General features: G+C 60.0%; 11 protein-coding genes. 7 read left to right on the plus strand and 4 right to left on the minus strand.

Features of this window, described 5'->3' with window-relative positions:
• Positions 1-2,363: dermonecrotic toxin domain-containing protein (locus AC1DLB_RS06820; RefSeq protein ID WP_477784779.1), on the minus strand; the 2,363-nt coding region annotated here is incomplete at its 3' end.
• A 189-nt stretch (positions 2,364-2,552) separates the two neighbouring features.
• Positions 2,553-3,575: a protease SohB gene (sohB, locus tag AC1DLB_RS06825; protein WP_018927637.1), complete on the minus strand. Its 1,023-nt coding sequence runs from the start codon at positions 3,573-3,575 to the stop codon at positions 2,553-2,555.
• A 326-nt stretch (positions 3,576-3,901) separates the two neighbouring features.
• Between sohB and AC1DLB_RS06830 the strand changes: the two genes are divergently transcribed.
• The 7 genes from AC1DLB_RS06830 to AC1DLB_RS06860 all read left to right on the plus strand — a co-directional run bounded on the left by AC1DLB_RS06830 (position 3,902) and on the right by AC1DLB_RS06860 (position 12,427).
• A complete protein-coding gene (locus AC1DLB_RS06830) occupies positions 3,902-4,612 on the plus strand; it encodes a histidine phosphatase family protein (protein WP_018927636.1) in 711 nt (236 codons plus the stop codon).
• 64 nt (positions 4,613-4,676) lie between these two features.
• Positions 4,677-4,991, plus strand: coding sequence for an SCP2 sterol-binding domain-containing protein (locus AC1DLB_RS06835; protein WP_007941766.1), 315 nt, complete (start codon positions 4,677-4,679; stop codon positions 4,989-4,991).
• Between the two features lie 305 nt (positions 4,992-5,296).
• Complete coding sequence (locus tag AC1DLB_RS06840) at positions 5,297-7,144, plus strand: amidohydrolase (RefSeq protein WP_477784783.1); 1,848 nt, start codon at positions 5,297-5,299, stop codon at positions 7,142-7,144.
• A gap of 198 nt (positions 7,145-7,342) precedes the next feature.
• Entirely contained in the window at positions 7,343-9,061 is a 1,719-nt protein-coding gene (locus AC1DLB_RS06845; RefSeq protein WP_477784780.1) for a hydrogenase maturation protein, read from the plus strand.
• Positions 9,062-9,218: 157 nt separating this feature from the next.
• Positions 9,219-10,082, plus strand: a complete 864-nt coding sequence (locus AC1DLB_RS06850; protein ID WP_064617081.1) for a LysR family transcriptional regulator — start codon at positions 9,219-9,221, stop codon at positions 10,080-10,082.
• A gap of 114 nt (positions 10,083-10,196) precedes the next feature.
• On the plus strand, positions 10,197-11,342 hold the full coding sequence (locus AC1DLB_RS06855) for an SRPBCC family protein (RefSeq protein ID WP_477784781.1): 1,146 nt from the start codon (positions 10,197-10,199) through the stop codon (positions 11,340-11,342).
• Positions 11,339-12,427, plus strand: coding sequence for an SMP-30/gluconolactonase/LRE family protein (locus AC1DLB_RS06860; RefSeq protein WP_018927631.1), 1,089 nt, complete (start codon positions 11,339-11,341; stop codon positions 12,425-12,427). The genes AC1DLB_RS06855 and AC1DLB_RS06860 overlap by 4 nt, the downstream gene beginning before the upstream one ends.
• Before the next feature lie 136 nt (positions 12,428-12,563).
• Here AC1DLB_RS06860 and AC1DLB_RS06865 read toward each other — a convergent pair whose 3' ends face one another.
• Positions 12,564-12,806, minus strand: a complete 243-nt coding sequence (locus AC1DLB_RS06865) for a DUF465 domain-containing protein (RefSeq protein ID WP_018927630.1) — start codon at positions 12,804-12,806, stop codon at positions 12,564-12,566.
• Positions 12,807-12,981: 175 nt separating this feature from the next.
• On the minus strand, positions 12,982-14,548 hold a 1,567-nt coding region (locus tag AC1DLB_RS06870), incomplete at its 5' end, for an ATP-binding protein (RefSeq protein WP_477784782.1).

Consider the following 14,548-nt stretch of genomic DNA (forward strand, 5'->3'; position numbering starts at 1 on the left):
ATGTCATCCGCCACCTGATCTACCCAGGCGGTCAGGTCGATGTCGAGTTGCTGCAGCTGTTGCTTCAACCACTCAATGTGCGCCTGCGCGTTTACACCTTCGCGTTGAAGAACCGCATCTGCCTGGGCATCGGTGAAGTCTGGATAGACCTCTTTGAGTTGCAGCCTCATCATCTGGTGCGTCAGCGCCTCGGCCTGGGGCGTTCCCGGAAAACCGCCGCCGCTGAGCCCGTGGGCATCGAACGGCAACCCACCGTCCATTCTTCGCAGCCCGAGTATCACCTGTGATCGGGGCAACGCCTGGTCGCTGATGGCGAGTCGTAGTTCGTCGACTGAACCAGGCGACGTCAGGAGCAGCGCTGAACGGTCGTCGTCCGTCAACACACCGAGAAGCGCCGTATAAAAGTCTGTTGGCGAGGCCTGATGCAGATAGTGCTGTCCGACTCTGACCAAGCGCCGGACCTCCGTGGCATCCTGCGCGCCGATGCGGTCCAGCACTCGCCCCGCGACGGATTGATCAAGGACATCGATCCGCAGGTTCCGCGGCCAGCCCGGCAGGTTTTGCAGCGAGTGCAAGGCCAGGATGTCCGAGTCCGGGCTCGCCACCGAACGCAGATAAAGTCCTTCATAAGCGCGATTGAGCCGCACATGCTGCTGGTACTGCCGCGCCTTGCTGTCCAGACGCGTGAACACTTGCCTGACCTCGGTCACATCGGGGGCTTGCTGGATATCCACGCCATAGCGGTCGAGCATTTGTTCGATGGCACCTTTGGGCAGCATCGGGTATTGCTGCTGAAACAGCCGCACCCACTCATGTTCCGACTGTTGAAGTGCGGCGTAACGCCTGTTGAATTGCTCAGGCGTGCCGGCTGCCCCCAGATCCTGATCGATCTTGAAGCGACTGATCGTATCCGTCAGTAAAGGCGTTGGTGGACGCCCCGTTTGCATCAGTCGCAGCATGTCATCGTCAATCACACTGACCTTGCCGATCTGTGCCAGGACTTCATCGCTGAAAGACGCCACAGTCGGGCCGATTCCGCGGATCAGCTCCACGCGGGAGGACAGCACGGAAACCGGTGGCTCGGGCGTCGGGGCAACGGCGATTTGCGAAGACGGACGTACTGACTCGACGGCCGCTTCATCCTTCAGCGCCGCCTGTGCGCCGATCGGCAGCGCATTAAGCAAACCGAACACGGTGCGCGACACGCCCTCCGACCGTTCACGTGGTGTTTCACCGTTTACTGCCTGATCAAGACCGTAACCGGCGTCAATAAGCCCGGCCAGCGCCAATATGCCTTCGCCTCCCGGGACGAACAACGCCAATGGCCCGAACCGGTTGATCCATTGCACCACCGGTTCGACCACCGCACTTAAATTGTCACGATTGACCTGTGCATCGGTACGAATGCTTTCGATACTGGCGTGGGCGGCCTGCTTCATCGTCAGCACCAGTTGTGCAAACGGATCGGTCGCCGATGGCGGATTGTCGTAGCCAATGTAATCGGCGGGGTCCCAATAGCCGTCGTTATTGAAAAAACCGGCATTGTTGGTCAGCCGATGCATCGCGGGGTACTGCGCCATGCCGTCCAATGCCGTCAGCACCCCCGCATGAAACGTACCGTCCTCTCGATCATCTTCGGCAAAATGGGCGGCCAATGCCTGTTTTGTCTCGCTGAGCTTGCCCTGCGCGACGACCCATTGGTGCAGTTGAGTGGCATCGGTGAATTCGTGCAGCGGGGAAGAGTTGCCAGGGATGTACAACAGCACTCGGGGACTGGCAGTGTCACGGAACGCCCAGATATCTGTTGCGGTGTAACGGTATAGCTTCAAACGGCCGGCCCTGACGGACAAAGGGGTGCGCGTCGCCGCTTGCAGTTGTTCGATGGTCAGCGTTTCCCGTTGTGAGGCGGGACCGTAAGTCTGCGGCGTCGTTTGCCGATAGATGCCTTCATAGGTGTCGTGATTGCCGCTGCCGTAATCAGCGAACTCATCGACATGCTCGACAATCCGCACCCTCGGGCCGACGTCCGGCGGTGTGTACAGACCAAAGGCGGTTTCAGCAAAACGGCCGTCCCCAACCGTCTGGTAATTTGAAAGCAGCGCTTGCAACAGCGACCGCGAGTTCGCCACCTGGCCCTGCTGGAAACCGTTCTCTTCAGGGTGGCCCTTGTAGTGGTAATCGAGGGTGACCATCAAGGTCGTCTGCGGGTCGATGTCCTGCCCCCATTTTTCCTTGATCAGGTGTGCGCCCAACTGGCCGGGGGTTTGGGGGAGAGCGATGTCCAGTGCAGCTTTCAGTTCGTCGCGCATTCGCAACGATGGGGCTGGATGAGGTGCGGCAACGTGGTGAAGGAGCTCATTCATGGTGCAATCCATTGCAGTCAATTCAGGCCAGTCACCCTACCCCACCTGACTCCACACGAAAGCGCGACCGATCGACAATGGCATTAGGAAAATTCGTTATTTCTTGAGGGTGAGTGGACACCTTCTGAAGGTCAAAAAAAAACCGTGGGCAATCCACGGTTTTTTTACTGACGGTGATGCCTGGTACGGTTACCAGAAGCGTTGCTGGGTCAACCGGCTCCACCAGCTCAGCAATACGCGATCGATCGAACCGCTGGCCGCCATGCCGATGCGCTCCTGCAGGGTTTTACGTTCGGCGTAATGCAAATGATAGAGCTCGGACTGTTTAGCGCGCTCAGCGAGGTATTCGTCGCTGGTCTTGAGCTCGTCCACCAGTTGCTTGTCGAGTGCCGAAACACCGAGCCAGATTTCACCGGTGGCCACTTCGTCGATAGCAAGTTGCGGGCGATAGCGGGAAACGAAGTTCTTGAACAGCTGATGGGTGATGTCCAGCTCTTCCTGGAATTTCTCCCGGCCCTTCTCGGTGTTTTCGCCAAACACTGTCAGGGTGCGCTTGTACTCACCGGCCGTGAGCACTTCGAAGTCGATGTCATGCTTTTTCAGCAGGCGATTGACGTTGGGCAACTGCGCCACCACGCCGATCGAGCCGAGAATCGCGAACGGTGCGCTGATAATTTTCTCGCCGATGCACGCCATCATGTAGCCGCCGCTGGCCGCGACCTTGTCGATGCACACGGTCAACGGCACGCCGGCCTCGCGAATGCGCGCCAGTTGCGAAGATGCCAGGCCATAGCTGTGAACCATGCCGCCGCCGCTTTCCAGGCGCAGCACCACTTCATCCTTTGGCGTGGCGAGGGTCAGCAGCGCGGTGATTTCGTGGCGCAGGCTTTCAGTGGCCGACGCCTTGATGTCACCGTCGAAATCCAGCACGAACACCCGCGGCTTGGCCTCGGGCTTCTTCTTTTGCTTTTTCTCGGTTTTAGCCTGGGATTTGCGCAAAGCCTTGAGCTGGTCCTTGTCGAGCAAGGTCTGCTCCAGGCGTTCGCGCAGCCCTTTGTAGAAATCATTGAGTTTGCTGACTTGCAGTTGGCCGGTCGACTTGCGCCGACCTTTGCTGCGCAACGCCGCAAAACTGGCCAGGACCACCAGAATGGCGATCACCAGTGTCACGGTTTTAGCCAGGAAACTGGCGTACTCGGACAAAAACTCCACAGAGACTCCTTCAACACGATGCGCGGCATGAACACGCGCGGGATACCTTCAGCATACCCATGAGCCGGCCCGGCGACCAGTCGTGAAACCTCGAGTGTCCTGTCTCACAAATACTGTTCCCTTTTTACGGCGTCCGTTGCCGTCATGCTGCATTGCCGCTCCTCGCCTGACGACAACACTCGTCAAAAGAGAAACGTATTTGTAAGACAGGACACTAGCAACAGGCCTGTAACGGGCATTTCAAACAAGCGTATGTTTTTTCATTGACAGCTCACCGTCATCCTCATAACCTCGCCAAACCTTCAACGTACCGGGATGACGCGGACGTGGGCAGCATCTATTTGATTCGACATGGCCAGGCCTCCTTTGGTGCAGACGACTATGACGTTCTGTCGCCGACCGGTATTCGCCAGGCAGAAGTCCTTGGCCGGCACCTGGCCGAGCTTGGTGTGAGCTTCGATCGCTGCCTGTCGGGCGACCTGCGCCGTCAGCAACACACGGCCACCAGCGCGCTGGAACAGTACGCCACCGTCGGTTTGCCGGTGCCGCCCCTGGAAATCGATTCRGCCTTCAACGAGTTCGACGCCGACGCGGTGATCCGCGCCCTGCTGCCCGCCATGCTGGAAGACGAACCCGAGGCGCTGGAGATCCTGCGCAACGCCGCGCAAAACCGTGCCGAGTTCCAGCGTATCTTCGCCCTGATTATCGAGCGCTGGCTCGCCGGTACCTATGACACACCGGGCCTGGAAAGCTGGCTGGGCTTCGTCGATCGTGTGCAGGCTGGCCTGCAGCGGCTGCTCGAACATGCCGACAACACCCAGAAAATCGCCGTGTTCACCTCCGGCGGCACCATCACTGCCCTGCTCCACCTTATTACGCAAATGCCTGCCCGGCAGGCCTTTGAGCTGAACTGGCAAATCGTCAACACCTCGCTCAACCTGCTCAAGTTTCGTGGTCGCGAGGTGGCCCTGGCTTCCTTCAACAGTCATACACACCTGCAACTGCTGAAGGCCCCGGAACTCATCACGTTTCGCTGATTCCGGACTATTGTGACCCTGGCTGTATTCACCCAGCTCTTATTACCCAAGAAAGGATCGAACCATGACCTCCGTAGCTGATGCCGTACAAGCAATGAAAGCCAAGTTCAACCCAGCCGCTGCTGCCGGTCTGGACCTGGTATTCGGTTTCCGCATCGACGACACCAAGAACTTCTCGTTGATCGTCAAAGACGGCACCTGCGAGCTGCAAGAAGGCGAAAACCCGGACGCCCAGGTGACTCTGGTGATGGACGGCGAAACCCTGGAAGGCATCGTCGACGGTTCGACCGACGGCATGCAAGCGTTCATGGGCGGCAAGCTGCGCGCTGAAGGCGACATGATGCTGGCCATGAAACTGTCCGAGCTGTTCCCAGGCTAAGACGACGGCTCCCGCTCTCGGGAGCCTCTCTGGCTGCATGCGAATCCCGCCCCTCGTGGCGGGATTCGTCGTTTTTCACCCTCGGAAAACGGCTATCTGTGGATATGCCGTCTATATTCCTTCTGGCCGCATGCGTCAGACATCGGCTGTTTGCCCTCGCTTCTTTTATGAAGAACTGTGTGGAGAGCACTGCCATGAGCCCACCTGACGAGCACAATGACTTCAGTCGCCGCCGTGTACTGCAAGGTCTTTCGGCAGGCGCCATCGGTGCCTGGATCAGTCCGCTAACCGCAGGGAGTAAAACCATGCCCGACACCCCCGCCGACCTGATTCTGTACAACGGACGCCTGCACACCGTCGACCGCAAGAAACCCCAAGCCAGCGCCGTCGCGATCAAGGACGGGCATTTTGTGGTGGTCGGCAGCGATGCCCAGGCCATGGCACTGCAAGGCCCCGGCACGCAAATCGTTGACCTGCATGGGCGCACGGTGATTCCCGGCCTCAACGACTCCCACTTGCACCTGATTCGTGGCGGCCTCAATTACAACCTCGAACTGCGCTGGGAAGGCGTGCCGTCCCTGGCTGATGCGTTGCGCATGCTCAAGGATCAGGCCGACCGCACCCCTACCCCGCAATGGGTGCGGGTGGTCGGTGGCTGGAACGAGTTCCAGTTTGCCGAAAAACGCATGCCGACCCTTGAAGATCTGAACAAAGCCGCGCCGGACACTCCGGTATTCGTCCTGCACCTCTACGACCGCGCCCTGCTCAACCGTGCCGCACTGAAAGTGGTCGGCTACACCCGTGACACGCCGAACCCGCCGGGCGGCGAGATCCAGCGCGATGCCAATGGCGACCCCACCGGCATGCTGATCGCCCGCCCGAATGCGATGATCCTCTACTCAACCCTGGCCAAAGGGCCGAAGCTGCCGCTGGAGTATCAGGTCAACTCGACCCGCCAGTTCATGCGCGAACTCAATCGACTGGGCATCACCAGCGCCATCGATGCCGGCGGCGGTTATCAGAATTACCCGGACGACTATCAAGTCATCCAGCAACTGGCCAAAGATCAACAGCTCACGGTGCGCATTGCCTACAACCTGTTCACCCAGAAACCCAAGGAAGAACTGACCGACTTCAAGAACTGGACCAGCACTTCCCATTACGGCCAKGGCGATGACTTCCTGCGGCACAACGGCGCCGGCGAGATGCTGGTGTTCTCGGCAGCGGATTTCGAAGACTTCCTCGAACCACGCCCCGACCTGCCGCAAACCATGGAGCAGGAACTGGAACCGGTGGTGCGCCATCTGGTGGAACAGCGCTGGCCCTTCCGCCTGCACGCCACCTACAACGAATCCATCAGCCGCATGCTCGACGTGTTCGAGAAGGTCAACCGGGATATTCCGTTCAACGGTTTGCCGTGGTTCTTCGATCACGCCGAAACCATCACCCCCCGGAACATCGAACGGGTCAAGGCCCTGGGTGGCGGCATCGCGATTCAGGACCGCATGGCGTTCCAGGGCGAATACTTCGTCGACCGTTACGGCGCCAAAGCGGCCGAAGCTACGCCACCGATCGCACGCATGCTCGCCGAGGGCGTTCCAGTGGGCGCCGGCACCGATGCCACGCGCGTCTCCAGCTACAACCCCTGGACCTCGCTGTACTGGCTGGTCAGCGGCCGCACCGTCGGCGGATTAGCCCTGTACCCACAAGGCTTGAGCCGCGATACCGCACTGGAACTGTTCACCCACGGCAGCGCCTGGTTCTCCTCCGAACAGGGCAAGAAAGGTCAGATCAAAGTCGGGCAACTGGCGGACCTGATTGCGCTGTCGGCAGATTACTTTCACATCGAAGACGAAGCCATAAAGTGGATCGAGTCGGTGCTGACCATTGTCGACGGCAAGATCGTCCACGGTAGCGTCGAGTTTGAAAAACTGGGGCCACCGCCAATCCCGGTGGTGCCTGAGTGGTCGCCCGTGGTGAATGTGCCGGGGCACTGGAAACCCCTGGCGCCAATGACCGCGCAAGTGCACCAGTGTGTGGGCGCTTGCGCGGTGCATGCCCATAGCCATGAACGAGCGCGATTGTCGTCGGCACCGGTCAGTGACTTTCAAGGGTTCTGGGGGGCGTTTGGCTGTTCGTGTTTTGCGTTTTGAAAAGAGAAAAGATCGTCCGAAGGCGCGGGACGCGTTCGGACGATCTTTTGATTTTGAGCCTCTGCAACACTCGCTGACACAAGCTTGATCTCGATCAGTTGCCCTCCCCCCCACACTCTCTACTATCGCTCTTCCATCGAAGGCCAAGGACGGCTCATCGGGAGCCTGCGGCCGATCATTCTCAAGGAAGAGTCAATCATGCGGTCATTGAAAATCATTCTGCTGGCATCGGCGTTCAACGGCCTGACCCAGCGGGCCTGGCTGGACTTGCGTCAGGCCGGCCACTCGCCCAGCGTGGTGCTGTTCACCGATGAAGAGGCAGTGTGCGAGCAGATCGAGCATTCCGGCGCCGATCTGGTGATCTGCCCGTTCCTCAAGGATCGGGTGCCACAACAACTGTGGAGCAATCTCCAGCGTCCTGTAGTGATCATTCATCCGGGTATCGTCGGCGACCGTGGCGCCAGTGCGCTGGACTGGGCGATCACCCGTGAACTCAGCCGTTGGGGCGTGACCGCATTGCAAGCAGTGGAGGAAATGGACGCCGGGCCGGTCTGGGCCACTTGTGAATTCAACCTGCCCCAGGGTCTGCRCAAATCCGAGTTGTACAACGGGCGCGTCAGCGACGCGGCAATCACCTGTATCCGCGAAGTCGTGGAAAAGTTTATCGACGGTTTCGAGCCAGTGCCTTTGGACTACAGCCAACGCCATGTGATTGGCCGCTTACAGCCAAACATGAAGCAAGCTGACCGGATCTTCAGCTGGCACGACAGCGCACACTTCATCAAACGCAGCATCGACGCCGCCGACGGTCAGCCCGGCGTATTGGCCAGCCTGGCCGGCGGTCAGTATTACCTGTATGACGCTCATCTGGATTCGCGCAGCGGCACGCCGGGAGAGATTCTCGCGGTGCACGACGATGCGGTGCTGGTCGCGACCGGTGATCACAGCCTGTGGATCGGTTCGCTGCGACGCAAACCCCGGCCCGGCGAAGAAACCTTCAAGCGTCCGGCCCGGCATGTACTCGCTGAACAGCTTGCGCACGTCCCGACCCTTGATTGGTCGATCGCCTCTCAGCCATTTAACAACGAAAGCTATCAACCGATCCGCTATCGCGAGTCGGGGCATGTCGGCGAGCTGACCTTCGAGTTTTACAACGGCGCCATGAGCACCGAACAGTGCCAACGACTGGTGGAGGCCCTGCGCTGGGCCAAGTCCCGGGACACCCAAGTGCTGCTGATCAAGGGTGGACGCGGCAGTTTCTCCAACGGCGTGCACCTCAACGTGATCCAGGCCGCAGCAGTTCCGGGGCTGGAAGCCTGGGCCAATATTCAGGCGATCGACGACGTCTGCCAGGAACTGCTCAGCGCCCGGCAACTGGTGGTCAGCGGCCTGACCGGCAATGCCGGGGCCGGTGGCGTGATGCTGGCGCTGGCTGCCGATATTGTTTTCGCCCGCTCCGACATCGTGCTCAACCCCCATTACAAAACCATGGGCCTGTACGGCTCCGAATACTGGACCTACAGCCTGCCCCGCGCCGTCGGCCCGGCGATGGCGGAAAAACTCACCGAAGACTGCCTGCCGATCAGCGCCCTCCAGGCCTTGCAGTTAGGCATGGTCCAGGAAATCGGTCCGCGCTGTCCGGATGAGTTTGGTCTTTGGTTATTGCAGCGTGCCAATGGTGCGTTGAGTGATCCGGCGTACCAGGCGATACGTGAGCGCAAAAGTCAGCTCGATCCTCAACTGATGCAGCACTGCCGTAATGCCGAGCTGGAAGAAATGCATCAGGACATGGTGCAAAACCGTAAACAGTTCGCCGAGAAGAGCAAAAATTTTGTGCTTAAGCGCAAGGCGTGTGGCACGCCGCAGCGGTTGGTGGCCGATTGGGCGGTGGTGAGGGAGGTTGAGTTGGCGGACTGATTGTTTGGCACGGGTGATCAGGCCGGACAGTGAACTCTGTGGCGAGGGAGCTTGGGGCCGCTTCGCGCCCCAGCGGGAGCAAGCTCCCTCGCCACAGACGGTATCGGAAGACCATGGCTGCTCTTACAATGCCCGCACCTCCCACATCGGCCTGCCCATGGACATCGACCTCGCCCGCACCTTTCTGGAAATTGTCCGCCACGGCAGCCTGGCCGCGGCGGCTGAAAAGCTGCACGTCACCCAGACCGCGATCACTGCCCGGGTGCAGAAGCTCGAAAGTCAGCTGGGCAGCACGCTGTTTGTGCGCAATCGCGCCGGCGCGCGCCTGACGCCGAACGGCGAGGCCTTTGTGGTTTACGCCAATCAACTGGTGCAGACCTGGGAAGCCGCACGCCGGGACTTGCCGCTGCCCGAGGGCTACCGCGACGTGCTGCACATCGGTGGCGAGGTCAGCCTGTGCAACCCGTTGATGCTCAGTTGGGCCGGGGAACTGCGCGAGAAGATTCCCAGCCACGCCCTGCGCATGGAAATCCGCGATGGCGAAAACCTGCTGCGCCAACTGGAATTGGGGGTGTTGGATGCGGCGCTGGTCTATCAGCCCGAGTACTGGCCACGCCTGCAAGTCGAGCAGGTGCTGGAAGAAAAACTGATCCTGGTGCGCCTGGCCGGACGGCCCGATCCTTACGTGTATATCGACTGGGGCCCTGACTTCCGTCGTCAGCACGATGCCGCGCTGCCGGAAAAAGCCAAGGCAGCCCTGAGCTTCAACCTCGGCCCGCTGGCCTTGCAATACATCCTGGAAAACGGCGGCAGCGGCTATTTCCGCACTCGGGTGGTCCAGAGTTACCTGGAAAACGGCTTGCTGGAACAAGTGCCCAAAGCTCCGGAGTTCAGCTACCCGACCTATCTGGTTTACTCCCGGGACCGCGATTCGGCGACCCTGCAACGGGCGTTCGACCTGCTGCGGGAAGTGATCAAGACGGACGACGACTGGTCCCAGCGCTGGAACCCGCTGACCTGACACCATACGGGCGTCTCGCACCGGAGCATGGCGCTTGTGTCCTCAAGGTTCGGCCTGCCTGTGCGGCGGGATCGGCTAATCTGCTGGTTATAACAATAACCACAGGTGAACCCAGTGAGGCAGACCACCGAAGCGTTCCGCGCGCGCTACCGTGCCGACATTCATCCGCTCTACAACCCTTGGTTGCACGGCGCCWTTGTGTTGCTGTTCGGGTTGCTGGCCATCGGTGGGTTCTGGAGCACGGTGCATCAGGTGCAACCGCTGGAATGGCTGGCGGTGCCACTGACCCTGTTGTTTTTCAACTTCGGCGTGTACGTCGTGCATCGGCATCTGGGGCACCACAAAAAGAGCCTGGCGCGGATGTTCTACGCCCGTCACGCCGGTGACCATCACAGCTTTTTCACCCCCGGCCACATGACCTGTGACAGCGCCCGCGACTGGCGGGTGATTCTGTTTCCAGCCTGGCTGATCGTGTTGCACACCGTTGTCATCACGGGGCCTGCCTGGTGGTTGCTGGCTCAGTTCAATAGCAACGTCGCGGGGCTGTTTGGCGGCTGCATGGTGCTCGGTTACCTGACCTACGAGGTGTTCCATGCCTGCGAACATCTACCGCCCGGCAACCCGGTGACGCGTTTGCCGTGGATCCGCCAGATGCGCCGTCTGCATGAGCTGCATCACCGTCGTGAGCTGATGCAGGAACGCAATTTCAATATCGTGTTGCCCCTGATGGACTACCTGTTCGGCACCCTCTACTGGGAACCGGAGCAAGCGCCCCCGCACCTGACGAGAACGTCCATGACCCGTATGCAGCATGTGATCGACATCGCTGGAAACCCAGTGGCTGTGCTCGCCTACGCCAGCACCGCGACCCATTGGCCGCAGTGGCATCCGTCCTCCCTCAAGGTCGACGGCCAGAGCGGCCCGCTGTATGCCGGGGAGCGATTCGAGGAAGACATTCGGGCCGGCGGGCGTGAGGGGCATTTGAGCTGGGAAGTCGACGAATACCTGCCCGGACGCCGCTGGAGGGCTCGGGCCCGAGGCAGTCATGGTCTGTCGTTGATGGTGACTTACGAGTGTGAGGTTGAGGGCGATGACACGCGGTTTGTCCGCACTCTGGAATACAGCTTCAGCGGCCTGGCAATGCGCATTGCCAATCGTCYGGTGCTCAAGCGGCGCATCGAGCGCGAATCGGCGGAGTCGATGCTGGCGTTACGCGAGATGGCGCAAAAACATCTGGCCCTGGCAGGAGTCAGCGCATGAAAAGACCCCTCAAGTTTCGGCATTGGTTGCTGCTGCTGATCATCGTGATCAGTGCCTTGCTGTTTCTATTGCCGACCAAGGTTCAACCGGTAGCCTGGACACCGCCAACGGCGCCCTCCCTCGTCGAGGGCATCTACGCCGACAATCAGCGACTCAAAGGCGTGAAACGGGTCGGTGCTGCTGACATCGACGGCCCTGAGGCGTTGCTGCTGGAGAAAGACGCCCTTATCACCGGCCTGCATGACGGCCGATTGATTCGCACCAGCCTCGACGGCAAAACCACCCAGGTGCTGGCTGATACCGGTGGCCGGCCGCTGGGCCTGGCGCGGCACCCCAATGGTTTGTTGGTGATCGCCGACGGGGTCAAAGGCTTGCTGTCGCTCGACGCTCAGGGCCGGTTGATTCCATTGACCACCACGGCCAACAACCTGCCCTTCGGTTTTACCAATGACGTGGCCATCGACAAGCCCGGGCATTACGCTTATTTCAGCGACTCCTCCAGCCGTTGGGGCTACGGCAAGGACGGCGAGGCGATCATCGAGCACGGTGGCGACGGCCGTTTGCTGCGTTATAACTTCCAGACAGGCAATACGGCGGTCCTGCTGGACAAACTGGAGTTCGCCAACGGCGTGACACTGGGGCCTGACGACGCGTTTGTGCTGGTCAATGAAACTGGCGCCTATCGCATCAGCCGCTATTGGCTGACCGGGCCGAAAGCTGGCACCCACGATCTGTTCATCGACAATTTGCCGGGGCTGCCGGACAACCTGGCATTCAATGGCCGCGACCGTTTCTGGGTGGCGCTGTATGCACCGCGCAATGCACTGCTCGACACCACGGCGCCCTACCCTCTGGTACGCAAAATGATCGTGCGGGCGATGACTATTCTGCCCAAGCCCCTGGAGAAGCGCGCCTTCGTCCTGGGGCTGGACCTCGACGGCAAAGTGATTGCCAATCTGCAGGACGCCAGCAGCGGCAACTACTCACCCATCACCACCGTGCGCGAATATGGGGACTGGTTGTATCTGGGGTCGCTGAAAGCCCGGCACATGGCGCGGTTGCCATTGAGTGCAGCACTGAAATAGAGGGTGTAGCCAAAAGATCGCCCGAAGGTTCGGACCGCGTTCAGACGATCTTTTGATTTTGAATCAACGCAGATCTCGTATTGATCCCCGTTCCAATTGTTCAGTCACCGGTCGTCGGTGATTCTGCACAGCGTCCTCAGGACGGCGTCTTAAGTCGCTCAGCGATCTTGTCCTTGACCTGCACACGCTTCTCCTTGAGCTTCTTCAGTACCTCATCGCTGGGCGCATCCGATTGTGCGGACTCGGCCTTCACCACCTCTGCGTCCGCCTGGGTGTACTTGTTGAGCAGTGAATCCAGTAACGGATCCTTGGTGCGTTTTTGCTGGATCTCTTCCTTCGTGCAGCGCAAGTCCTGATAAAGGTCATGGGTCACCGGCATGGAACACCTCCGTTTGTTAATCGGTGGCAAACGTGATCGATGGCGTTCGCCAATTATCAGAATGGCCTCGCTTACCCGGTTCTGTCGACCGTCTATCAGACCAGCGGCGTCCGTTCGTCGTCCTGTCGCAAACGCGATACCCCCTTGCCCGAGCGCCTGGAAAGCCCCCCTTGAATCAACCACCGAGTACCGTACGAACCATTCGTGTCAGCGCCTCGGGACCATAAGGTTTGCTCAGCAAATAAGTGTCAGAGCTGAGTTGGTGATCGCGCGAAATGATGTCGCGGGTGTGTCCGGAGGTAAACAACACCGCCACCGGAGGGTTTTGCAYCTTGGCCCAGGCGGCCAGGTCCGAGCTTTTGATCAAGCCGGGCATGACCACGTCGGTGAAGATCAGGTCCACTGTCGCGCCGTCGAGCAACATCTGCATCGCCAGGTCACCGTTGGCCGCGGTCAGGACCTGATAGCCCTCTTCGCACAACAAGTCCACGGCCGAACTGCGCACCGCTTCGTTGTCCTCGACCACCAGAATGGTTTCATGCCCGCCCCGGTGCTGCGGAGCATGGCGCATTGTTTCGTCAGGCAACGGGCGCAAGCTGCGAGGGAAATACAGCTGCACCCGAGTGCCCCGCCCGACGACGCTGGAAATCTCGATATGCCCGCCGCTCTGTTTGACGAACCCGAACACCATACTCAAACCCAGGCCGGTGCCTTGACCATCAGCCTTGGTGGTGAAAAACGGCTCGAAGGCCTGTGCAAGCACTTGCGGCGGCATGCCGACGCCCGAGTCCGCCACCGTCACGCAGACATAATCGCCAGCGACGATGCCCTTGCCGGCGCAAAACTTGCGGTCGAGGACGATGTTCTCTGCGCTGAGGGCAATGGTCCCCTCGCCGTTCATGGCATCTCGGGCGTTGATCGCAAGGTTGAGAATGGCGTTTTCCAGTTGATTGCAGTCCACGTAGAAGTGCCATGGATCGTCAGGTGCGGACACCTTGATCTGGATCGTCTCTCCCAGCGCGCGCTGCAATAATTCCCCGAGGTCTTCGAAGATCTGCCGTGGGTCGCATACGGCCGGTGACAACGGCTGACGTCGGGCAAAGGCGAGTAATTGCGAAGACAATTTGGCCCCGCGCTCGACTGCGGCAATTGAGGCGCCGACCCGGCGCTGCACGTTGGCGTTATCCGGCTCATGACGCGCCAGCAAGTGCAGGTTGCCGGCGATCACCTGCAACAGGTTGTTGAAGTCATGGGCCACCCCACCGGTGAGACCACCAATGGCTTCGAGCTTCTGTGATTGACGCAGTTGCTCTTCGGCCGCCAGCCGCGCCTCGACTTCTTCAGCGACTCGTTGCTCCAGGTTGCGGGTGAACTTGAGCAAGGACTCTTCGGCAATCTTGCGTTCGTGGATGTCGATCAACACCCCTGGAAAGCGCAACGCTTCACCTTGCTCATTGAACTCGCAACACCCGCTGGCGAGCACCCACAGGTAACTGCCATCGGGACGCAGGACCCGATATTCGGCGTTATAGGGCACGCCGGTTTCCACCGACTGATTCATCCGCTCCCGGGCCCAGCTGCGATCATCGGGATGAATCTGCATTTGGGCGATGGCTGGTGGCAAGTTGGCCAGGTCCTGGCCTGGCGGATAGGAAAACGTGCGGGCGAATCGCTCGTCGCCCGATAGCACATCAGCCTTGATGTCCCAGACAAACGAGCCGAGCAAAGCCCCGGCATTGAGG

This window comes from Pseudomonas sp. 05N434, from assembly GCF_056396965.1.

What these genes read in the sequence shown, in the direction of transcription:
- AC1DLB_RS06850 (WP_064617081.1), top strand. Translation starts at nt 9,219, where the DNA reads ATGGACATCGACCTCGCCCGCACCTTTCTGGAAATTGTCCGCCACGGC.
- AC1DLB_RS06835 (WP_007941766.1), top strand. Translation starts at nt 4,677, where the DNA reads ATGACCTCCGTAGCTGATGCCGTACAAGCAATGAAAGCCAAGTTCAAC.
- AC1DLB_RS06865 (WP_018927630.1), bottom strand. Translation starts at nt 12,806, where the DNA reads ATGCCGGTGACCCATGACCTTTATCAGGACTTGCGCTGCACGAAGGAA.
- AC1DLB_RS06860 (WP_018927631.1), top strand. Translation starts at nt 11,339, where the DNA reads ATGAAAAGACCCCTCAAGTTTCGGCATTGGTTGCTGCTGCTGATCATC.